The sequence below is a fragment of the Streptomyces sp. NPDC043996 genome (assembly GCF_056435225.1).
This window is the reverse complement of record NZ_JBWKEY010000011.1, coordinates 216,283-242,066: the sequence shown is the minus strand read 5'-3', so window position 1 is coordinate 242,066 and position 25,784 is coordinate 216,283. Positions and strand designations below refer to the sequence as shown.

Annotated in this window: 1 protein-coding gene; it reads left to right on the top strand. The window is 71.8% G+C overall.

The features are described 5' to 3' along the window. The first annotated feature begins 113 nt into the window (after positions 1-113). Positions 114-25,553, top strand: a complete 25,440-nt coding sequence (locus AC07A4_RS27995) for a non-ribosomal peptide synthase/polyketide synthase (RefSeq protein WP_478603518.1) — start codon at positions 114-116, stop codon at positions 25,551-25,553. Positions 25,554-25,784 lie beyond the last annotated feature (231 nt).

Below are 25,784 nucleotides of genomic sequence, written 5' to 3'. Positions count from 1 at the left end.
TCACGCCTGGACACCGGACGCTTCCAGTCCGTTGACTCTGTCGGAGAGCGGCCGTTCGCTCTCGCGACGCGGGCGGGCGAGGACCCCGACACAGCCGAGGATGCCCTCTCCCGATGCCGCCTGGCGCTGTCCGGCGACCTCACGTGGAGATGGTCACATTGCGATCGTTCGGCGTTTCCGCCGCGCAACAAAGCCTCTGGCTGGCACAGAAGCTGACTCCGGACGTGCCGAACAACGTGGGTTCGCACTGGCTCATCGACGGGCCGGTCGACGAGCGGGCGCTGCTGGCCGCGCTGGGGGCGGCCCACCGCGAGTACACCGCGGCGCAGGTCAACTTCGTGCAGGTGGGCGAGGAGCTGCGGCAGGTGGTGCGGGAGGACGCCGTGGCGACCTGGCGTCCGCGGGCCCTGGACGTCAGCGCCGAGGACGATCCGGAGGCGGCGGCCCGGGCCCTCGTGGCCGAGATCGTGTGGCGTCCGTTCGACCTGGAGCGCGACCCGTTGTTCCGGGCGGGCGTCATCAAGGTGTCGGAGTCCCGGCGCGTGCTGTACCTGAACGCCCATCACCTGGTGATGGACGGCATCACGGAGTTCCGGCTGCTGCCGCGCCGCATCACCCAGCACTACCGGGCGCTCACCGCCGGCACCCCGGTCTCCAAGGCCTCCTTCGGCAGCCCCGAGCTGATCCACGAAGAGGATCTGCGCCACCGCGGCTCGCCGCAGTTCGAGCAGGACTCCGCGTTCTGGCGCGACTACCTCGCCCAGGCCCCCGAACCACTGCGGCTGCCCGGTCGGCGCGGCGCTTCGGTGGCATCCGTCATCGACTACTCCGCGACCGTGCCGCGCGCGGAGCTCGACGCGTGGCTGGAGACCGCGAACACCGGGCGTGTCCCCCTGGCGACGCTGCTGACCACGGCGGCGGGCGTGTGCTTCCGGCACCTCAGCGGGCACCAGAAGTTCACCATCTCCATGAACACGCCCGACCGCACCCGCTCCACCAGGAACTTCTACGGCGCGCACGCGAACGTCATCCCGCTGTGCATGGACATCCCGCTGACGTCGACGTTCCGGGAGCTGGCCGACACGGTGCTCCAGGAGATGACGGAGGTGTTCCGGCACGGGGCGCACCAGGTCGCCCGCATCCGGCGCGAGCTGCGCGGCGAGGATGCGGCCGGGGGCAGGGACGCGGCGTTCAGCCCGTTCGGCACCACGGTGAACATCATTTCCTTCGCCCAGCAGCTGGACTTCGCGGGCACCAAGGCACATCTGCTGCCCGACTCGCCCGCGGGCGCCATCGACGAACTCCAGGTCGCCTTGTTCCTCGACGGGCGGCCCACCAGCGACCTGTACCTGCGCATCGACGCCAACGCCACGCTGTACAGCACCGACGACCTGCGCGACTTGTCGGCCCAGTTCCTCGCCTTCCTGCGCGCCCTGCTCACCGAGCCCGACGTGCCCGTGGGCCGGATCGACGTCCTCACGGCCGAGCAGCGGCAGACGCTCCTGCACGCCGTCAACGACACGGCGGCGCCGGGCCCCGAGCTGACGATCCCCGAGCTGTTCCAGCGGCAGGTGGCCCGCACCCCGGACGCGGTCGCGGTGGTGAGCGGACCGGAGTCCCTGACGTACCGGGAGCTCGACGCGCGTTCCACGCGGCTCGCGCACGAGCTGGTGGGGCGCGGGGCGGGCCCGGAGACGCTGGTGGGGCTCGCCCTGCCGCGCTCGGCCGGACTCGTCGTGGGGATGCTCGGCATCCTCAAGTCCGGCGCGGGCTATCTGCCCGTCGACCCGGCCTACTCCAGCGGCCGCCTCGAACAGATCGTGTCCCAGGCGCGGCCCCTCCTGCTCCTGACCGACACCGGCACGGTGGACACGCTGCCCGCCACGGACGTGCCGTGCCTGTACGCCGACCAGCTGGACCTCGACGGGCCGGGCGCCCCGGAGCCGCTCGCCGTGCCGCTCCGGCGCGACCACACCGCGTACATCATGTACACCTCAGGCTCCACGGGTGTGCCGAAGGGCGTGACGATGTCGCACGCCACCGTCGTCAACGGCATCACGGGGATGGCCGGGGCGGTGGGTCTGCGCCCGGGCACCCGCGTATTGGCCAGCACATCGGTCAATTTCGACGTGTCCGTGTTCGAGGTCCTCACGACGCTCACCACGGGCGGCGTCCTCGATGTCGTCCGCGACGTCCTGGCTCTTGGGGAGGGCGACGGCTGGCACGGCGGTGTCGTCAGCACGGTGCCGTCCGTCTTCGCCGAACTCCTCGACCAGATCGCGGGGACGACGTCGGTGGAGACGCTGGTGTTCGCGGGCGAGGCGCTGCCCGCCGCGCTGGTGCGGCGCGCCCGCGAGGCCTTCCCCGACGTCCGGATCGTCAACGCCTACGGCCAGACGGAGTCCTTCTACGCCACCGCCTTCCCCGCCGACGGCGCCTCGGATACGGGTAGTACGCCGCTGGGTCGCCCGCTCGGCAACATGCGCGCCTATGTCCTCGGGCCCGGTCTCACCCCGGCGCCGGTGGGGGTGGCGGGCGAGCTGTATGTCGCCGGGCACCTCGCGCGCGGCTACCACCGGCGTCCTGGCCTGACCGCCGAGCGTTTCGTCGCCGATCCGTACGGACCGCCCGGGTCCCGCATGTACCGCACCGGCGACCTCGCCCGCTGGAACGACGACGGACATCTGGAGTACGCGGGCCGCGCCGACACCCAGGTCAAGGTGCGCGGCTTCCGCATCGAGCCCGGCGAGGTGGAGGCGGCGCTGACCGCGCACCCGGGGGTCGCGCAGGCGGTGGTCGTCGCCAGGGACGCGGCCGGGAGCAGGCAGCTCGTCGGGTATGTGGTGCCGCGTGGCCAGGTCGTGCGGGAGGACTCCGTCGACCTGATGGCGGGGATCGGCACCAAGGAGCTGCGGGCCGCGGTGGCGCGGCGGCTTCCGGAGTTCATGGTGCCGTCGGCGTTCGTGGTCCTCGACCGGCTGCCGCTCGCGCCCAACGGCAAGGTCGACCGGGCGGCGCTGCCGGAGCCTGAGGTCACCGGCGGCGCGTACCGGGCGCCGCGCACCGCTCACGAGAAGGCGCTGGCGGCGGTGTTCGCCGAGGTCCTGGGCGTGGAGCGGGTGGGGCTCGACGACGACTTCTTCGCGGCGGGCGGCGACAGCATCCGTTCACTTCAGGTCGTGTCGCGGGCGCGGGCCAAGGGCCTGGTGATCACGCCGAAGCTGCTCTTCGACTGCCGGACCGTGGCGGCCCTCGCCGAAGCCGCGACCACCGTCACCGCGCTCGACGGTCAGCCCGGGCTCGCCGACGACGGCGGGGACGATGCGCTCGTACCCCTGCTGCCCATCGCGCGGCACCTCCTGGAGGCGGGCGGCGCACACGAGCGGTTCGCGATGGCGCTGGCGGTGGAACTGCCCGCAGGCATGGACGAGGCGGGCCTGCACGCGACGCTTGCCGCCGTGTTCGCGCATCATCCGCTGCTGCGCGCGAGGCTGTCGGTCGCCTCGTCCGACGAGGCGGCGGCCTGGGACGGCGAGGGAGCGGCCTGGGGCAGCGAGGGAGCGGCCTGGCGCGGCGATGAAGGCGGGGGCGGCGACGGCGATCACCAGCCGGTTCTCCGTGTGGAGGATGCCGCCGCCTTCGACGTGAGCTCCATGGTGCGCCGTACGACGTGGGCGAACCCTGATGCGGAGGCCGCCTGGGAGGACCTGTGCGCGGCCGAGCTGGAGTCGGCGGCCGGACGCCTCGACCCGCACGGCGGGGTCATGGCCCAGTTCGTCTGGTTCGACCCGCACCCCGCCGCACAGCAGACCGGCGGGCGCGGACGGCTCCTCATCGTGCTCCACCACCTCATCGTCGACGGCGTCTCCTGGCGCATCCTGCTGCCCGACCTCGCCGCCGCCTGGACCCAGATCCACGACGGCCGCACCCCTCAACTTCCCACGCCGGGCACTTCTCCGGCCCGCTGGGCGCGCGCCCTCGCCCGCGAGGCCCACTCCCCCGAACGCCTCGCCGAACTCCCCCTGTGGCGCACGATCCTCGACGGCCCCGACCCGCTCCTCGGCGCCCGCGACCTCGACCCCGCCGTGGACACGCACACCAGCCTCGAACACCTGCGGACCAGCCTGTCCGCCGAGGCGACCGCGTCGCTGCTCACCACCCTCCCCGCCGCCTACCACGGCGGCGTCAACGACGTCCTGCTCACCGCCCTCGCCATGGCCGTCACCCGCTGGCGCCACAACCACGGCGTGGACGCGCCCTCGACCCTCGTCAGACTGGAAGGCCACGGGCGCGAGGAGGACGCCGTACCGGGCGCGGAACTGTCTCGCACGGTGGGCTGGTTCACGACCGTGTTCCCCGTGCGCCTGGACGTCACGGGGCACGATCTGGAGCAGGCGTTCGCGGGCGGCCCGGACGCGGGCGCGCTCATCAAGGACGTCAAGGAACGCCTGCGCGCCCTGCCCGACAAGGGCATCGGCTACGGCCTCCTGCGCCACCTCAACCCCCACACCGCCACCGAACTGGCCCCATACTCCACAGGCCAGATCGGCTTCAACTACCTGGGACAGTTCTCCCACGCGGACATGCCCGAAGACCTGCGCGGTCTGGGCTTCACCCCCATCGGCAGCCTGACCCGGCCGCGCATCATGGACTTCCCGGCCATGTCGACCTTGGAGATCAACGCGGCGGTGTTCCACACCGGTGCCGGGGACTGTCTGGAGACCTACTTCGCCTACCCGCCCGGCGTGCTCAGCCACGCCGAGGTGAGCGAGCTCGCCGACCTGTGGCAGGAAGCGCTCGAAGCCCTGGCCCGACACGCGACCGCGCCGGACGCGGGCGGGCTCACCCCCTCGGATCTACCGCTGGTCACGGCCACGCAGACAGACATCGACACCTGGGAACACCGCTACCCGGGCCTGGTCGACGTCTGGCCCCTGACGGCCTTGCAGTCGGGTCTCTTGTTCCACACGGAACTCAGCGGCGACACCTGGGACCCGTACCAGATGCAGCTCACGTTCCACATCTCCGGAGACGTGGACGCGGAGCGCATGCGCGCCGCCGGACAGGCCCTCCTCGACCGGCACGCCAACCTACGCGCCGCCTTCACCACCGACACAGCAGGCAACCGCGTCCAAATCATCACCCCCGAAGGCACCCAACTCCCCTGGCAGTACGTCGACATGCGGTCGTTGAGCGTCGAGGCGCGCGACGAGGCCGTGGCGGCCTTCCTCGCCGACGACCAGGCCACCGCCTTCGACCCACGCACACCTCCCCTGCTGCGGATGGGGCTGATCCGCGCGAGTGAGCAGCGCTCGGACCTGATCGTGACGGTCCATCATGTCCTGTTCGACGGCTGGTCGGTATCGCTGGTGATGCGGGAGTTGCTGTTCCTGTACGCCGCTGGCGGCGATGCGGCGGACATGCCGCGCGTCCGCCCGTTCCGGGACTTCCTGCGCTGGCTCGACCAGCAGGACAAGGACGCCACCGCCCGCGCATGGGCGGCGGAACTGGACGGCGTGAGCGAACCGACCCTGCTCCTGCCGGACGCCGCGACCAGCCCCGCCGACGGACGCGCGGCCGACCGCACAGGCATCGGACAGGTCGAGGTCGACCTGCCCCCGGACGAGGCGAGGGACCTGTCCCGGCGGGCCGCCGAACTCGGCGTCACCATCAATACCCTCATCCAGGGCGCGTGGGGCATCCTGCTCGGGCAGCTGACGGGCCGTCAGGACGTGCTGTTCGGCGCGACCGTGGCAGGTCGGCCGCCGCAGGTCCAGGGCTCCGAGGCCACGCTCGGGATGTTCGTCAACACCCTTCCGGTACGGGTCCGTTGCGCCCCGGGCATGCCTTTCGGCCAGGTCCTCACGGCGCTCCAGGGGCGGCAGGCCGGCCTCCTTGAGCACCATCACCAGGGCCTGGCGGAGCTGCACCAAACGCTGGGCCTGCCCGCGCTCTTCGACACCCTGGTGGTCTTCGAGTCCTACCCCGTGGACCGGGAAGAGATCGCGGCGGCGCACGCCGCCGCAGGCATCAAGGTCACCGGCATCCGTCCGGTCACGGGCACGCACTACCCCCTCACCCTCATGGCGGAGGCCAGCCCGCACCCGCGCCTCTTCCTCCACTACCAGCACGCCTTGTTCGAGCCGTCTGCCGCCCGCACGGTCGCGGACCGCCTGCTGCGGGTGCTGCGCCACATCGCGGCCGATCCGCAGGCTGCGGTTGGTTCCGTCGACGTACTGGGAACAGATGAACGTGCTTTGCTCCTTGGCGCGTTGAGCGGTGCGAGGACGACTCCTCCGGTGCCGCGAGTGACGGTGGCGGACCTGTTCGAGCGGCAAGCGGTGGAGACTCCGGACGCGGTGGCAGTGCTGCACAACGGCACATCAGCGACGTACGCGGAGCTCGACACCCGGGCTGATCGTCTCGCCCGGGAGCTGGTGTCGCACGGGGTGGGCGCGGAGACGGTGGTGGCCGTGTCCCTGCCCCGCTCCCCTGACTTGATCGTCGCCCTGATGGCCGTGTTCAAGGCCGGTGCCGCCTATCTGCCGATCGACCCCGCGTACCCCAGTACTCGCCTGGACTTCATCCTGCGCGACGCCGCACCCGTCCTCATCCTCACCGACACGCCGACGGCGAACGCCATCCCGGCCACTGCGGCGCCGCTCCTGCTGCTCGACGCCCTCGACCTCGCGGAGCGCCCGGCGACGGCCCTCACCGGCCTCCGCGAACCCGGTTCCCTGGCATACGTGATGTACACCTCCGGCTCCACCGGCACCCCCAAGGGTGTGCTCCTGGACCACACCACCCTCGTCAACGGAATCCACCACCTCGCCGACCGCACCGGCATCCAAGCGGGCTCACAGGTGCTGGCCGCGACCTCCGTCAACTTCGACGTCTCCGTCTTCGAAACCTTCACCACCCTGTGCCACGGCGGCACCCTCGACCTCGCCCAGGACGTCCTCGAACTCGCCGAACGCGACACCTGGACCGGCACCCACATCAGCACCGTCCCCTCCGCCTTCACCGAACTCCTCGACCAGATCACGGACACCACATCCGTGCAGACACTGGTGTTCGCGGGCGAGGCCCTGCCCTCCGTACTGGTGCGGCGCGCCCGCACGGCCTTCCCCGGCGTCCGCATCGTCAACGCCTACGGCCAGACCGAATCCTTCTACGCCACCACCCACACCACCGACGACACCGGCACCAGCACCACTCCCATTGGCACCCCGCTGCCGAACATGCGCGCCTACGTCCTCAGTCCCGGTCTCACTCCGGCGCCTGTGGGCACGGTGGGCGAGCTGTACGTCGCCGGGCACCTCGCACGCGGCTACCACCAGCGGCCGAGCCTCACCGCCGAACGCTTCGTCGCCGACCCCTACGGCCCGCCCGGCGCACGCATGTACCGCACCGGCGACCTCGCCCGCTGGAACGACGAGGGACACCTGGAGTACGCGGGCCGCGCCGACACCCAAGTCAAGGTACGCGGCTTCCGCATCGAACCCAGCGAAGTCGAAGCCGCCCTCACCACGCACCCCGACGTCCAGCAGGCGGCAGTCATCACCCGCACCCCGGGCGGCGACACCACCGGCGCCCGCCTGCTGGCCTACGTAGTGGCCCCCGGCACCCTCGATGTCACCGCACTGCGCGCCTACGTGGCCGCGCGACTCCCCGAGTACATGGTCCCCTCGGCGTTCATCGCCCTCGACCAGCTACCACTCACCCCCAACGGCAAGCTCGACCACAAAGCCCTCCCCGACCCCCACCTCGACGACGCCACCTACCGCGCACCACGCACCGCGGATGAGAAGGCGCTGGCGGCCGTGTTCGCCGAGGTCCTGGGCGTAGAGCGGGTGGGTCTTGACGATGACTTCTTCGCCTCCGGTGGCGACAGCATCCGTTCACTCCAGGTCGTCACACGGGCCCGCGCCAAGGACCTGGTGATCACACCGAAGCTGCTCTTCGACTGCCGGACCGTGGCGGCCCTCGCCGAAGCCGCCGCCCCCCTCACCGCGCTCGACACCCACCTCGGGCTCGCCGAGGACGGCGGGGACGATTCGCTCGTACCCCTGCTACCGATCGCGCGACACCTGCTGGAGGCGGGCGGCGCACACGAGCGATTCGCGATGGCACTGGCCGTGGAACTGCCCGCAGGCATCGACGAGGCGGGCCTGCACGCGACACTCACCGCCGTGTGCACACACCATCCGCTGCTGCGCGCACGACTCGTCGATGACGCCGCCACTGCCGATGACGCGCCCGCACACAGTGATAGTGCCCACCAACCGGTCCTCCTCGTCGAGGATCCGGCCGACCTCGGCGTCAGTGCTCTGGTACGCCGTACGGCATGGCAGGGCCCCGGCGAGGGAGCCGTATGGGAGGAGTTGGTCGCCGCTGAGGTGGAGTCGGCGGCCGGGCGGCTTGACCCGCGCGGCGGGGTCATGGCGCAGTTCGTCTGGTTCGACCCGCACCCCGCCGCACAGCAGGCCAGTGCGCGCGGGCGGCTGCTCATCGTGCTGCACCATCTGGTCGTCGACGGCGTCTCCTGGCGCATCCTGCTGCCGGACCTCGCCGCCGCCTGGGCACAGGTACGCGACAGCAACACCCCACAGCTGCCCGGAGCGGGCACCACACCCGGCCGCTGGGCACGCGCCCTCGCCCTCGAGGCCCACTCCCCCGCACGCCTCGCCGAACTCCCCCTGTGGCACGGCATCCTGGACGGCCCCGACCCGCTCCTCGGCACCCGTGACCTCAACCCCGAGACGGACACCCGCAGCACACTGGAGCACCTGCGCATCGGCCTGCCTGCCGAAGCAACCTCGTCGCTGCTCACTACCCTCCCCGCCGCCTACCACGGCGGCGTCAACGACGTCCTGCTCACCGCCCTCGCCATGGCCGTCACCCGCTGGCGCCACAACCACGGCGTGGACGCGCCCTCGACCCTCGTCAGACTGGAAGGCCACGGGCGCGAGGAGGACGCAGTACCGGGCGCGGACTTGTCACGCGCGGTGGGCTGGTTCACGACCGTGTTCCCCGTGCGCCTGGACGTCACGGGCCATGACCTGGATGAGGCGTTCGCAGGCGGCCCGGACGCGGGCGCGCTCATCAAGGACGTCAAGGAACGCCTGCGCGCCCTGCCCGACAAGGGCATCGGCTACGGCCTCCTGCGCCACCTCAACCCCCACACCGCCACCGAACTCAGTCAGTACTCCGCAGGCCAGATCGGCTTCAACTACCTGGGACAGTTCTCCGACGCGGACATGCCCGAAGAGTTGCGCGGTCTCGGCTTCACCCCCATCGGCAACCTGACCGGGCCGCGCAGCCTAGACATCCCGGCCATGTCCACCCTGGAGATCAACGCGGCCGTCCTGGACGGCGCGGACGGTGGCGCCTGCCTGGAGACCGACTTCGCCTACCCACCCGGCGTGCTCAGCCGCACCGACGTAAGCGAGCTCGCCGACCTGTGGCGAGCGGCCCTCGAGGCCCTGGTCCAGCACGCGACCGCGCCGGACGCGGGCGGGCTCACCCCTTCGGATCTACCGCTGGTCACGGCCACGCAGACAGACATCGACACCTGGGAGCACCGCTACCCCGGCCTCGTCGACGTCTGGCCCCTCACCGCCCTCCAGTCTGGCCTCTTGTTCCACACGGAGCTCAGCGGCGACGCCTGGGACCCGTACCAGATGCAGCTCACGTTCCACATCTCCGGAGACGTGGACGCGGAGCGCATGCGCGCCGCCGGACAGGCCCTCCTCGACCGGCACGCCAACCTACGCGCCGCCTTCACCACCGACACAGCAGGCAACCGCGTCCAAATCATCACCCCCGAGGGCACCCAACTCCCTTGGCGCGTCCTGGATTTCAAGGCGCTGCCCCAGCATGACCGCGAGGAGGCCGTCGCGGCGTTCCTCGCCGACGACCACGCCACCGCCTTCGCGCCCGGCTCCCCGCCGATGCTCCGCATGTCCCTGATCCGCACGGCCGAGCTGGAATCGGATCTGGTCGTGACGGCCAGCCACGTCCTGTTCGACGGCTGGTCACTGCCACTGCTGCTACAGGAGCTGCTGTTCCTGTACGCCGCTGTCGGTGACGTGGCGGACATGCCGCGCGTCCGCCCGTTCCGGGAATTCCTGCGCTGGCTCGACCAGCAGGACAAGGACGCGACCGCCAACGCCTGGGCTGCGGAACTCGACGGCGTGAGCGAACCGACCCTGCTCCTGCCGGACACCACGTCCGGCCCCGCCGACGGGCGCGCAGGCATCGGACAGGTCGAGGTCAACCTGCCCCCAGACGAAGCCAGGAGGCTCTCCCAGCGCGCCGCCGAACTCGGCGTCACCGTCAACACACTCATCCAAGGCGCGTGGGGCATCCTGCTCGGGCAGCTAACAGGCCGTCAGGACGTGCTGTTCGGCGCGACCGTATCGGGCCGCCCGCCGCAGGTGGCGGGCTCCGACGCGATGCTCGGCCTGTTCATCAACACCCTCCCCGTACGGGTCCACTGCGCCCCTGGCACCTCCCTCGCGCAGGTGTTGACCGATCTCCAGGGGCGGCAGGCCGCGCTTCTCGACCACCATCACCAAGGCCTGACGGAGCTGCACGAGACTCTGGGCCTGCCCGCGCTCTTCGACACCCTGGTGGTCTTCGAGTCCTACCCTGTCGACCAGGAGGGGATCGAGGCGGCGCACACCGCCGCAGGCATCAAGGTCACGGACATCCGCTCGGTCACGGGCACCCATTACCCGGTGACCGTCATGGCGGAGGCGAATCCGCACCCACGGCTGTCCCTCCACTACCAGCACGCCTCGTTCGAGCCGTCCGCCGCACGCACCGTTGCGGACCGCCTGCTGCGGGTCCTGCGCCATATCGCGGCCGACCCGCAGCAGACGGTCGACTCCGTCGACGTACTGGGACCGGATGAACGCGCTTTGCTGCTGGGCACGTTGAGTGGCGCGACGGCGACCGCTCCGGTGCCGCAGGCGACGGTGGCCGACCTCTTCGAGCAGCGAGCGGCCGAGACTCCGGACGCGGTGGCAGTGCTGCACAACGGCACATCAGCGACGTACGCGCAGATCGACACCCGAGCTGACCGTCTCGCCCTGGAGCTGGCCGCCCTCGGCGCGGGCCCGGAGACCGTAGTGGCAGTATCCCTGCCCCGCTCCCGGGACCTGATCGTCGCCCTGCTGGCCGTCTTCAAGGCGGGCGCCGCCTATCTGCCGATCGACCCCGCGTACCCCAGTGACCGCCTCGGCCTCATCCTGCACGACGCCGCACCCGCTCTGATTCTCAGTGAGACGGCGACAGCGGACGTACTGCCCGCCACCGATGTGCCGGTCCTGCTCATGGACACCATCGACTTCGCGGAGCCCGCAGCGACGGCCCTCACCGGCCTCCGCGAACCCGGTTCCCTGGCGTATCTGATGTACACCTCGGGCTCCACCGGCACCCCCAAGGGCGTCCTCCTGGACCACACCACCCTCGTCAACGGAATCCATCACCTCGCCGACCGCACCGGCATCCAAGCGGGCTCGCGCGTCCTGGCCGCCACCTCCGTCAACTTCGACGTCTCCGTCTTCGAGACCTTCACCACCCTGTGCCACGGCGGCACGCTCGACCTGGCTCAGGACGTCCTGGAGCTGGCCGAACGCGACACCTGGACCGGCACCCACATCAGCACCGTCCCCTCCGCCTTCACCGAACTCCTCGACCAGATCACGGACACGACGGCTGTGGAGACACTGGTGTTCGCGGGCGAGGCGCTGCCCGCCGCACTGGTGCGGCGCGCCCGCACGGCCTTCCCCGACATCCGGATCATCAACGCCTACGGCCAGACGGAATCCTTCTACGCCACTACCCACACCACCGACGACACCGGCGCCAGCAGTACTCCCATCGGTACCCCGCTGCCGAACATGCGCGCCTACGTCCTCGGCCCCGGTCTCACTCCGGCGCCCGTGGGTGTAGTAGGCGAGCTGTACGTCGCCGGGCTCATCGCGCGCGGCTACCACCAACGTCCGACCCTGACCGCCGAGCGCTTCGTCGCCGACCCCTACGGCCCGCCCGGCGCACGCATGTACCGCACCGGCGACCTCGCCCGCTGGACGGACGAGGGACACCTCGAATACGCAGGCCGCAGCGACACCCAAGTCAAGGTACGCGGCTTCCGCATCGAACCCACCGAAATCGAAGCCACGCTCACCACCCACCCCCACATCCGGCAAGCATCCGTCATCACCCGCATCACCGGCACCGGCACCGGCTTGGTCGCATACGTAGTGCCCACCGAAACCCTCGACGTCACCGCACTGCGCACCTACACGGCCGCCCGACTCCCCGAATACATGGTTCCCACGGCCTTCGTCCCCCTCGACCAGCTGCCCCTCGCCCCCAACGGCAAGCTGGATCACAAGGCCCTGCCCGACCCCCACCTCGACGACACCACCTACCGCGCACCACGCACCTCCCGCGAGAAGACCCTCGCGAGCCTCTTCGCCGAAGTCCTGAACGTGGACCGAGTCGGCATCGACGACAACTTCTTCACCCTCGGCGGACACTCACTCCTCGCCACCCGACTCACCGGACGCATCCGCGCCGACCTCGGCATGGAACTCCCCATCCGCGCGGTCTTCGACGCCCCCACGGTCGGCGAGCTGGCCCGGCAACTCGCGACAGACCTCGACATCCGCACACCACTACGGCGCCACCTCGACCGCCCCAACCCACTGCCCCTGTCATACGCACAACGCCGACTGTGGTTCATCGACCACTTCGAAGGCCCCTCCGCCACCTACAACATCCCCCTCACCCTGCGCCTCACCGGCGACCTGGACGTAAACGCGCTGACGGCGGCGCTGCGCGACCTCGTGGCCCGGCACGAAAGCCTGCGCACGGTGTTCGCGCAGGACGGCGACGGCAAGCCGTACCAGGTCGTGCTGCCCGTCGACACGGCACACCTGGACGTACCGGTGGTGGCGGTCGGCTCCGATGAGGTCTCTGAGGCCGTCGACGCGGCGGCCCAGCAGCCCTTCGACCTCGCCTCGGACCTGCCGCTGCGCGCCAGCCTCTTGCGCCACAGCACCACGGATCACGTGCTGTGTCTGGTGCTGCATCACATCGCCGGTGACGGCCAGTCGTTGGCGCCGTTGGCCCGCGACCTGGCCACCGCCTACACCGCGCGCCGCGCCGGCCGCGCCCCGGGCTGGGCGGAACTCCCCGTCCAGTACGCCGACTACGCGCTCTGGCAGCACGATCTCCTCGGCGACGCCGACGACCCGCACAGCGCGCTGGCCCGCCAGTCCGCGTACTGGAAGGCGGAGTTGGCCGACGTGCCGCAGCCTCTCGACCTGCCGACCGACCGGCCACGCCCCGCCGTGGCCAGCCACCGCGGCGACCAGCTGGACTTCACGCTCGACGCTCGCCTCCTGGAGGCCGTGGAGGCGCTGGCACGGGAGCGTGAGGCGACGGTCTCCATGGTGATGCAGACGGCGCTCGCCGTGCTCCTGCACCAGTTGGGTGCGGGCGACGACATCCCCATCGGCTCCCCTATCGCGGGCCGCACCGACACCGCCCTCAATGACCTGATCGGGTTCTTCGTCAACACCTGGGTCCTGCGCACCGACCTGTCGGGCCACCCCTCCTTCACCGACCTGCTCGACCAGGTCCGCGACAAGGCCCTGGCCGCCTACGACCACCAGGACGCCCCCTTCGAACGCCTGGTGGAACTCCTCAACCCGGAGCGTTCCACCGCCCACCATCCGCTCTTCCAGGTCATGCTCGCCTGGCAGAACCTCGACCGCGCGGGCCTCGGCCTGCCCGGCCTGCACGTCACCCCCCTGCCGACCAGCACCGGCACCGCGAAGTTCGACCTGTTCCTCAACATGGCCCCGGACGGGTCCGGGGGCGCGTCCGGGCGGCTTGAGTACGCGACTGATCTATTCGACCGCGCCACCGCCGAGGGCCTGATCGGCCGCTTCGTGCGCGTGCTGCGACAGGTGACCGCCGATCCCGGGACGCGGCCCGGTGAGGTGGATGTGCTCACCGACGACGAGCGGGACCGGCTGGCGCGGCTCAACGAGACGGCGACGGAAGTGCCCCCGGCTACGGTGCCGGAACTGATCGCCGCGTGGTCGGCGCGGACGCCGGACGCGGTGGCGGTGGAGTCCGGGGGGACGTCCCTGTCGTACGGGGAGTTGGAGGCCCGTGCCGGTCGCCTTGCGGTGGCGTTGCGTGCGCGCGGGGTCGGTCCGGAGGTCCTTGTGGCGGTGGCGCTGCCGCGCTCGGCGGAACTGGTGGTCGCGCTCCTCGGCGTACTCAAGGCCGGAGGCGCCTATCTGCCCATCGACCCCGCCTATCCCTCCGCGCGCGTCGATCTGCTGCTCAGCACGGCCCGTCCGGCGCTGGTACTCACCGATCGCGAGGCGGCGGAGACGGTGGTCGGCTGCGTGGCGCCCGTGCTTCACCTCGATGACCTGAACCTGAACTCGGACCCGGATGGTCGTGTTGTCGCGGTGCCGGATGTTCTGGTCCGGCCGGAGAACCTGGCCTATGTGATGTATACGTCCGGGTCGACAGGGGTCCCCAAGGGCGTGGGTGTCACGCACGTGGGTGTGGTCAACGGCGTGCGGGATCTGGCCCGGACCGTCCAGGTGCGAGCCGGGTCCCGGATGCTCGCGGCGACATCGGTGAACTTCGATGTGTCGGTGTTCGAGATCTTCACCGCGCTGACCTCGGGGGCGAGCGTCGAGATCGTCCGTGACGTGCTCGAACTCGCCGAGCGCGACCAGTGGTCGGGCGCCACCATCAGCGCCGTGCCCACGGTGTTCTCCGCGCTGCTCGACCAGATCGGCGCCGACGGGACGGAGGGCCTTCGGCTCGATGTGCAGACCGTCGTCTTCGCCGGGGAGGCGCTCCCCTCCGAACTGGTCCACAGGGTGCGCCAGGCCCTGCCCGGGGTCCGGGTCATCAACGCCTATGGGCAGACCGAGAGTTTCTACGCCTCCGCCTTCACCGTGCCGGGGCAGTGGACCGGGAGCGGTGCGGTTCCGGTCGGGCAGCCGCTGGCGAACATGCGGGCCCATGTGCTGGGTCCGGGGCTGACGCCGGTCGCGCCGGGTGTGGTCGGTGAGCTGTACGTCACTGGCCTGGTCGCCCGTGGCTACCACCAGCGGGGCGCGGCCACCGCCGAGCGGTTCGTGGCCTGCCCGTTCGGGCCCGCGGGTGCGCGCATGTACCGCACCGGTGACCTGGCCCGATGGGACGGCGAAGGGCGCCTGACGTACGTGGGCCGGGCTGACGCGCAGGTCAAGGTGAACGGCGTCCGCGTCGAGCCGACCGACGTCGAGGCGGTCCTGGCCGGGCATCCGGCGGTCAGCCAGGCGGCGGTGGCCGTGCACGGGAACGACACCGGCGGCGTGCGGCTCGTCGGCTATGTCGTGCCGGTGGACGTCGGCGCCAGTGACGGCGGCCACGGGGAGAGCAACACCGGTGTTTCGGAGGCGGAGCTGCGGCGGTTCGTCGCCGAGCGCCTGCCGGACTATCTGGTGCCCGCCCAGCTGATGGTCCTTGACCGGCTGCCGCTGACGGCGAACGGGAAGCTGGACCGGGCCGCGCTGCCCGAGCCCGAGTTCACGGCCGCCACCTACCGGGCACCGCGTGGTGAGACCGAGCGGGTGCTCGCGGAGGTGTACGCCGATGTCCTCGCCGCCCCCCGGGTGGGCATGGACGACGACTTCTTCGCCAGTGGCGGAGACAGCATCCGCTCCATCCAGGTGGTCGCGCGCGCCAAGGCGCGGGGTGTCGTGGTCAGCACGCGGGAGATCTTCGAGCACCGTACGGTGGCCCGGCTCGCGGAGCTGGTGGAGGACCGCGCCGACGGCGAGCGCGTGGTCCTTGCCGAGTTGCCGGGCGGCGGCACCGGCTGGGCGCCGCTGCCGCCGACGGCGGCACATGTGCTCGCCCTGGGCGGAGGTATCGGCCGGTTCTGCATGTCGGCGATGCTCACCCTGCCCGCGGACGTCGACCGGGCCGGGCTCGTCGCCACCCTGCAAGCCGTCCTGGACCGGCACGACGTGCTGCGCGCCCGGCTCGACCGTGAGCAACCGGGCCTGTGCATGGCACCGGTCGGCAGCGTCGACGCCGACGCCCTGGTGCGGGAAGTCGCCTACGACGGCGCCGATGTGCGGGCCGAGCTGGACGCGGCCGCCGACCGCCTCGACCCCGACGCGGGGGTGATGGCGCAGTTCGTGTGGTTCACCTCCGCCACCGACACGGCTCCCGACCGTCTGCTGATCGTGCTGCACCACTTGGTCGTCGACGGCGTCTCCTGGCGCGTTCTGGTGCCGGACCTGGTCGCGGCCTGGCAGCGTGTCCGCGACGGCGACACCCCTCAACTCACCGCGGAGGGGACGTCGTTGCGGCGCTGGACGCACGCCCTTGCCGATGCGGCGGCAAGCCCGGAGCGGGTGGCGGAACTGCCGGTGTGGCAGGAGATCCTGTCCGGCGCCGAGCCGGTCCTTGGCGCCCGCGAGCTGGACCCGGGCCGTGATGTGACGGCCACCGTGGACACCGTCCGCGTCCAGGTCCCCGCGGACGTCACCGGGACCCTCCTGAACACGCTGCCCACGGTGTTCCGCGGCGGTGTCGACGACGGGCTGCTGACCGGCCTCGCGCTCGCCCTGGCCCGCTGGCGTCAGACGCGCGGCGCCTCGGTGTCCTCGGCCCTGGTCCGCCTTGAGGGCCACGGCCGCGAGGAGCACCTGGTGCCCGGCGCGGACCTGTCGGGCACCGTCGGCTGGTTCACCGCGATGTATCCGGTACGCGTGGACGTGAGCGGCGTCGACCTCGACGACGCCTTCAGCGGCGGCGAAGCCGCGGGCCAGGCCGTCAAGGCGGTCAAGGAACAGCTCAGGGCCGTACCCGACAACGGCCTCGGCTACGGCCTGCTGCGCCACCTCAACCCCGAGACCGCCACCGCGCTGGCCGGACAGCGCCAGCCCCAGGTCGGCTTCAACTACCTCGGCAAGTCTTCCAGCGCCGACCTCCCCGAGGATCTCCGAGGCCTGGGCTGGGCCCTCGACACCACCCACCGGGAACTCGTCGCCGCTCCGGACGCGGACATGCCGGTGCTTTCGGCCTTGGAGATCAACGCCGTGGCCGCCGCCACCGCGGCCGGGGAGGAGCTCACCGCGTACTTCGGCTTCGCCACCGGTGTGCTGTCCCGTGCGGAGGTCACCGAGCTTGCCGGGCTGTGGGTCGAGGCCCTGACCGCCCTGGCCCAGCACGCCACCGCCCCCGGCGCGGGCGGGCTCACCCCCAGTGACGCGCCCCTGGTCGCCGTGGGTCAGGACGAGATCGACGCCTGGGAGGACCGCTTCGGCCGGCTGACCACGGTGTGGCCAGTCACCCCCGCGCAGTCCGGGCTGCTGTTCGAGTCGATGATGGCGGGGTCCTCGTTCGACGCCTACCACGTGCAGATGGTGTTCCACCTGTCCGGTGAGGTCGATCCGGAGCGGATGCGCCGGGCCGGGCAGGCCCTCGTGGACCGCCACCCCGCCCTGCGCGCGGCGTTCGTCCAGCGCGCCGACGGCGACACCGTACAACTGGTGCCGGAGACGGCCACCCTGCCCTGGCGGCACCTCGACCTGACCACCGGCACCGGCGGGGACGGGGATCGAGCCGAGGCCTTCGAGCGGTTCCTCGACCAGGACCAGGCCACCCACTTCGACACGGACACCCCGCCGCTGATCCGCCTCGCCCTGGCCGTCCTCGAACCCGGCCGCGCCGAACTCGTCCTCACCGCCCATCACGTGCTGTTCGACGGCTGGTCCATCCCCTTGCTCGTGCGCGACCTGCTGATGCTGTACGCCGGTGACGGCGACGCGGCCGGTCTGCCGGTGTCCCGCGACTACGGTGACTTCCTGTCCTGGCTCGCCCGGCACGACCACGAGGCGTCCGCGCGGGCGTGGGCCGCGGAACTCGACGGGGTGCGGGAGCCCACGCTGCTGGTGCCGCCCACGGCGGCCCGGCGCGAGGGGGCCGGAATCGGGAGCCTCGACGTGGGCTTCGAGGACAAGGACGGCTTGTCCCGGCAAGCCGCGCGGCTCGGCGTCACCGTCAACACCCTCGTGCAAGGCGCCTGGGCCGTGCTCCTGGCCCGCCTGACCGGCCAGTCCGACGTGGTCTTCGGCGCCGCCGTCTCGGGGCGCCCGGCCGCGGTGCGCAACGTCGACGACATGGTCGGACTCTTCATCAACACCATCCCCGTCCGGGTGCGCTGCCAGCGGCAGGACACCTTCGTCGGCCTGCTCACCGCGCTCCAGGACCGGCAGGCCGCCCTCCTCGATCACCACCAGCACAGCCTCGTGGAGATCCAGCGGGCCACCGGGCTGAGCACCCTGTTCGACACGCTCGTCGCGTTCGAGTCCTTCCCTGTGGACCGGGAGGCGATCGCCGAGGCCCACTCCTCAGCCGGTCTCGCCCTCACCGGCCTGCGTTCCCTCGCGGGCTCGCACTACCCGGTCACCTTGGCCGTCGGGACCGAGCCGCGGCTACAGATGGCGCTCAACTACCAGCGGGACGCGCTGGACGAGGGCGGGGCCGTCAGCCTCGCCGACCGCCTCGCGCGCGTGCTGCGGCAGGTGGTCGCCGACCCGACGGTTCCGGTCGGCGCGATCGAGGTCCTGTCGCCGGAGGAGCGCGACTGGCTGGTGCGGCGGGTCAACGACACCGCGCGCCCGGTGGCCGCGAGCACCCTGCCGGAGGCCTTCGAAGCCCAGGCGGAGCGGACCCCGGACGCGGTCGCGGTGATCGCCGAGCGGGAGACGCTGTCGTACGGGGAGTTCAACCGGCGCGCCAACCAGCTGGCGCACTGGCTGATCGAGCGCGGCGCGGGCCCCGAACAGCTCGTCGCCGTGCGCATCCCGCGTTCGGTCGACCTGCTGGTGGCCGTCTACGCGGTGGTCAAGGCCGGTGCGGCCTACGTGCCGGTCGACACCGATCTGCCTGAGGACCGGGTGCGGCGCGTGCTGGAGAGCGCGAAGCCGCTGCTGGTGCTCGACGAAGAGCTTCCTGACGTCTCCCCGTACCCGGAGACGAACCCGAGGACGGCCCCGGAGGCGAACCCGGAGCGCGTGCTGTCGCCGGACCACACCGCCTGCGTCGTCTACGCCCCGGGCCTCACCGACAGCCCTCAGGGTCTGCCGGTGACACACCGGTCGGTCATGAACCGGCTGGCCTGGATGCGGCACGCGTACGGGCCCACCTCCGAGGACCGGGTGGCGCCTTCGTCGTCCGACGTGCCGGTGTGGGAGTTCTTCGAGCCGTTGCACGCGGGCGCGGCGCTGCTGGTCGCGGAGCCCGACGGGCACGAGGCCCCGGCCCGCCCGGCCCGGCCCGTACGCGAACAGCCCCTCACCACCGGCCGCTTCGCCCCGGCGACGCTGCGGCTGTTCCTCTCCGGGCCGGACAGGGCCGCCGTCGGCGGGACGCGCCACGCCGGTGTGCCGGGGGATTCCGGTCCCGTGCCGCTCGGCGTCCCGATCTGGAACAGCCAGGCGTACGTCCTGGACGCGGCGCTGCGTCCGGTCGCGCCCGGTGTCACCGGTGAGCTGTACGTCGCCGGTGCCGGGCTCGCCCGGGGCTGCCTCGGGCAGACCGGAGTGACCGCGGAGCGGTTCGTGGCCTGCCCCTTCGGCGAGCCGGGGACCCGGATGCACCGCACCGGCGATCTGGCCCGCTGGACCGAGGACGGCCGGATCGAGTGCGTCGGCCACGCCGACTCCGACGTCGAGACCAGCGGTCACCGCATCACGCCGGATGACGCTCAGGCGCCGACGGAGCGCGCGCCGCGCGATGCGCGTGAGGAGGCGCTGTGTGCCCTGTTCGCGGAGGTCCTCGAGCTGGACCGGGTCGGCGTCGACGACAACTTCTTCCTGCTCGGCGGGCATTCCCTGCTCGTCACGCGGCTCATCGGGCGGATCCGCGCGGAGCTCGGCGTGGAGCTGCCGGTCCGCGGGGTGTTCGAATCGCGTACGGTCGCGGAGCTCGCGGGGAGAATCGCGAAGGACAGTGACGTCCGGGCGCCGCTGCGGCACCGGCCCGACCGGCCCGTCAGGGTGCCGTTGTCGTACGCGCAACGCAGGCTGTGGTTCATCGACCGCTTCGAAGGCGCGTCGGCGACGTACAACATCCCCCTGACGCTGCGCCTGACCGGCGACCTGGACGTGGCCGCGATGACGGACGCGCTGCGCGACCTGGTGGCCCGGCACGAGAGCCTGCGCACGGTGTTCGCGCAGGACGGCGACGGCAAGCCGTACCAGGTCGTGCTGCCCGTCGACGCGGCGCGTCTGGACGTACCGGTCATCGCGGTTGATGAGGCGCGCCTCGCGGAAGCCGTCGATGACGAGGTCCGGCGGCCCTTCGACCTCGCCACGCGGATTCCGCTGCGGGCGCGCCTGCTGCGCTGCGGGGCCATGGATCACGTGCTGTGTCTGGTGCTGCATCACATCGCGGGTGACGGCCAGTCGTTGGCGCCGCTGGCGCGCGACCTGGCCACCGCCTACACCGCGCGCCGCGCCGGCCGCGCTCCCGGCTGGGCGGAACTCCCCGTCCAGTACGCCGACTACGCGCTCTGGCAACACGAACTCCTCGGCGACGCCGACGACCCGCACAGCGCGCTGGCCCGCCAGTCCGCGTACTGGAAGGCGGAGTTGGCCGACGTGCCGCAGCCTCTCGACCTGCCGACCGACCGGCCACGCCCCGCCGTGGCCAGCCACCGCGGCGACCAGCTCGGCTTCACCCTCGACGCGGAACTCCTCCAGGCCGTCGAGGCGCTGGCGGGCGAACGGGACGCGACGGTCTCCATGGTGATGCAGACGGCGCTCGCCGTGCTCCTGCACCAGTTGGGCGCGGGGGACGACATTCCCATCGGCTCGCCCATCGCGGGCCGTACCGACACCGCGCTCGACGGACTGATCGGGTTCTTCGTCAACACGTGGGTGCTGCGCGCCGACCTGTCGGGCCGTCCCTCGTTCTCCGACCTGCTCGACCGGGTCCGCGACAAGGCCCTGGCCGCCTACGACCAGCAGGACGCCCCCTTCGAACGCCTGGTGGAGCTGCTCAATCCGGAGCGTTCCACCGCCCACCATCCGCTCTTCCAGGTCATGCTCGCCTGGCAGAACCTCGACCGCGCGGGCGTCGGCCTGCCCGGCCTGGACGTCACCCCTCTGTCCATGGGCACCGGCACCGCCAAGTTCGATCTGTTCCTCAACATGACGACGGTCGACGGCGCCGAGGGCCGCGAGGTGTACGGCGTGATCGAGTACGCCACCGATCTGTTCGACCGTGGCACGGCCGCCCGTCTCGTGGAGCAGTTCACGCGCGTGCTGCGGCAGGCCGTCGTCGACCCGTCGACGCCCGTCGGGGCGATCGATGTGGTGTCGGCGGAGGAGCGGGACTGGCTGGTGCGGGGTGTCAACGACACCGCGCACCCGGTGGCCGTGAGCACGCTCGCGGAGGCGTTCGAAGCCCAGGTGAAGCGCTCCCCGGACGCGGTCGCTCTGATCGGCGAGCGGGAGACGCTGTCGTATGGGGAGTTCAACCGGCGTGCTAACCAGCTGGCGCACTGGCTGATCGCTCAGGGGGCGGGCCCCGAGCAGCTGGTGGCGGTGCGCATCCCGCGCTCGGTGGATCTGCTGGTGGCCGTCTATGCGGTGGTCAAGGCGGGTGCGGCCTACGTGCCGGTCGACACCGATCTGCCCGATGAGCGGGTGCGGCATGTGCTGGACAGCGCGAGGCCGCTGCTGGTGCTCGACGACGGCCTTCCGGATGTGTCCGCGTACCCGGAGACGAACCCTGAGCGTGTGCTGGTGGCGGACCATGTCGCGTATGTCATCTTCACGTCCGGGTCCACTGGTGTGCCGAAGGGTGTGCCGGTGTCGCACCGGTCGATCATGAACCGGCTGGTGTGGGGGCTTGAGCACTTCGAGGTCGGTGTCGAGGACCGGGTGTTGTTGAGCACGTCGGCGGGTTTCGATGTGTCGGTGCCGGAGCTGTTCGCGCCGCTGCAAGTGGGTGCGGCCGTGGTCATCGCGCGCCCGGACGGGCGCCGGGACCCGGCCTACCTGGCCGAGCTGATCCGGCGGGAGGGGGTGACGGGTGCGGACTTCGTGCCGTCGCTGCTTGAGGCGTTCCTCGCCGAGCCGTCGGCGCAAGAGTGCGTGAGTCTGCGCTGGATCGAGGTCGCGGGCGAGGCCTTCCCCGCCGCCCTGGCCGACAAGGCCAGCACCCTGCTGCCCGGCTGCTCGGTGCACAACCTCTACGGGCCCACCGAGGCGTCGGTAGAGGTCACCGCGTGGCGGCACGTGCCGGGCTTGGACCGGCTGCCGATCGGCGCGCCGATCTGGAACACCCAGGTGTACGTCCTGGACGCGGCACTGCGTCCGGTCGCACCCGGCGTCGCGGGTGAGTTGTATCTGGCCGGGGCCGGTCTGGCCCGCGGCTACCTCGGCCAGAGTGGGCTGAGCGCCGAGCGGTTCGTGGCCTGTCCCTTCGGTGAGCCGGGGACCCGGATGTACCGCACCGGCGACCTGGCCCGCTGGACCAAGGACGGCCAGGTCGACTACCTCGGCCGCACCGACCACCAAGTCAAACTCCGCGGCTACCGCATCGAACTCGGTGACATCGAGCACGCGCTGACCGGGCATCCCGGTGTGGCGCGGGCCGCGGCGGTGGTGCGCGAGAACGACAGGGGCGACCAGCGCCTCGTGGCATATGTGGTGCCCGATCAGGATGCCGCGGTGGCTGACGCCGACGTTCAGGTGGGCGAGTGGCGCGACGTCTACGACGACACGTATGCCTCTTCCGGCGAGGAGGCGTGGGGTGAGGACTTCCAGGGCTGGAACTCCAGCTACACCGGTGAGCCGATTCCGCTGGAGGAGATGCGGGAGTGGCGCGACGCGGCGGTCGCCCAAGTGCTGCGCTGCGCTCCCCGACGGGTCCTCGAACTCGGCGTGGGCTCCGGCCTGCTCCTCGCGAAGATCGTCGGTGAGGTCGACGAGTACTGGGGCACCGACATCTCCGCCACCGTCGTGGACCGCGTCCGGGCACAGGCCGAGCAGGCCGGGTTCGGCGACCGGGTCCGGCTCAGCGTCCAGGCGGCCGACGACGTCTCCGGGCTGCCCCACGGCCAGTTCGACACCGTGGTACTCAACTCCGTCGTCCAGTACTTCCCCCACGTCGACTACCTCGACCACGTCCTGCGGCAGGCCATGGTGCTGCTCGCGCCGGGCGGTCGCGTCATCGTCGCCGACGTCCGCAACGCCACCACGCTCCGTCTGCTGACCACCTCCGTGCAGCGTGCCCGCCATCCCCACGCCTCGCGGCACGAGATCCGGGCACTGGTCGAGAAGGCGCTGCTGGCCGAGCGGGAACTCCTCATCGCCCCGGAATGGTTCACCGCGTGGGCCGCCGACCACGGGCACGGCGTCGACATCCGGCTCAAGCCCGGCCGGGCCCACAACGAACTCACCCGGCACCGCTACGAAGTCGTCCTCCACCAACACCCCACCGAGGGCCTCGACTTGACCGAGGCGCCCGCACTGCGCTGGGGCCGGGAAGCGTCCGGCCTGCACGGGCTCGACGACCACCTGGACCGGGCGCGCAGCCACCCCCTCCGCGTGACCGGGATACCCAACGCCCGCCTCACGCAGGAGGCCGCCGCCACGGGCACACCAGGTACGACCGCCCTCTCGGGTGAGCCGCTCGACCCGCGGGACCTCTCCGCCTGGGCGCGGCGACAGGGCCTGCACGCGGTCATCACCTGGTCCGGCGAGACCGTCCACGCCTTCGACGCCGTGCTCCTGCCCGAGCCGGGCACCGTCACCGGGGGATTCCTCCCGCACCCCACGGCCAGGCGGAGCCGGACGAACAACCCCGCCCTCGCCAAGGCCATCGGCCCCCTGCTCGCCGAACTCCCCCAGCACCTGCGCGACCGCCTGCCCGGCTATATGGTCCCGGCCACGGTCATACCGCTCGCGGAGCTGCCGCTGACCGCGAACGGGAAGCTGGACCGGCGGGCGCTGCCGCCGGACCTGGCTCAGGTGCCGCGGGGGCGGGCGCCGCGCACTGCGCGCGAGGAGACCCTGTGCGCGCTGTTCGCGGAGGTCCTGGGCGTGGAGCGGGTGGGTGTCGACGACGACTTCTTCGCCGTGGGCGGCCATTCGCTGCTGATCGTGCGCCTGCTCGCCCGGGTGGACGCCGCCCTCGGCGTGCGCGTCGGCGTGCAGGAGTTCTTCGGCGCTCCGACACCCGCCAGCCTCGCCGAACTCATCGAGAACGCGGCGGCGGGCCGCGCGGCCGACGCCCCCGCCGTGGTGCCGCCGTCGGAGGCGGAACTCGCGCCCGAGCTGCGCTTCCCGGACGCCGGGGGCTTCGCCGCGCCGCCCCGGCACGTCCTGCTCACCGGTGCCACCGGGTTCGTCGGCGCCTTCCTGCTGCGCGAGCTCCTCGCGCGGACCGACGCGGACCTCCACTGCGTGGTCCGTGCGGAATCGGAACGGGACGGACGCGCACGCCTGGACGCCGTCCTCGACTCCTACGGCATCACGCCGGACACCGGCTCCGGACGCGTGCACATCGTGCCCGGAGACCTCGGTCGCGAACGCCTCGGCGTCGACGCGGCCCGCTGGGACCGGCTCCGCGAAGACGTCGACACGATCGTCCACGCGGGCGCGTACGTGCACCACCTCAGGTCGTACGAGCGGCTCAAGGCGGCCAACGTGGACGGCACCCGGACCCTGCTGCACCTCGCCGCCGAGGGCAGGCCGAAGCGCTTCCACCACGTGTCCACGCTGGGGATCCTCGGCCACACCGGCACCTCGGAGACGTTCACCGAGGACTCCCCGATCGAGGACGCGCGGCACACCTACGCCGACGGCTACACGGCGAGCAAGTGGGTGGCCGAGCTGATGGTGCGGGAAGCCGCCGCCCGTGGCGCGTCCATCCGCGTGTACCGGCTCGGCCGGGTGTGGGCGGAGTCCGAGCGGGGCGCCATCAACCCCGGCGACATGTTCTGCCGCCTGCTGGTCAGCTCCGCCGCCCTCGGCTGCTTCCCGCGGGGCGCCGCGCTGGGGGCCGACCTGCTGCCCGTCGACATCACCGCCCGCGCCCTGGTGGCCCTCGCCCTGGCCGACGAAAGCCCGGACGCCGCGGCCGTGCACCATGTGCACCACCCCCGGCAGACCAGCACGGAGCCGTTCCTGCGCGTCCTCGACGAGCTGCGCGGCACCCGCTCGCTGCCACTGCCGCTCCCGGAGTGGCTGCGCCGCCTGCGGCAGGCGGGCGAGGCCGGGCGCGACCTGCCGTTCCTGCCCTACCTGGACGTCTTCCAGCAGTTCGAGGACGCCCTCGGGGACGCGGCGGCCGCTCCCCCCGCGACGCCGTACCAAAACGACCGCACCCTGCGCGCCCTGGAGCGGCTCGGCGTGGCCCTCCCCGATGTCGACGAGCGGATGATCCGGAGCTTCTGGCGACACCTCACGAACGTCGGGGAGATCGACTGACGTTCCGCCACCGCCGTCGTACCCGCCTGACGACGCCCCCCGCCGTGCGACAGGCGGGGGGCCGAACCGTTCGCGAAATCATTCCGGGAACGCGTGCGTTCGTCCGTACGGAATCCATGCGCCCGCTCCATGGCGGGGCCACGCGTGTGAGAGGCGGAAAGGCAATGGCGCGGCCACCGCACCCGATTCGACGGCGATACGAAGACGGGACGCGGGGACGCGATACGAAGA

Bases quoted from the DNA above. Each gene is read 5' to 3' on its own strand.
- AC07A4_RS27995 (WP_478603518.1), top strand. From the start codon at position 114: ATGCCGCCTGGCGCTGTCCGGCGACCTCACGTGGAGATGGTCACATTG.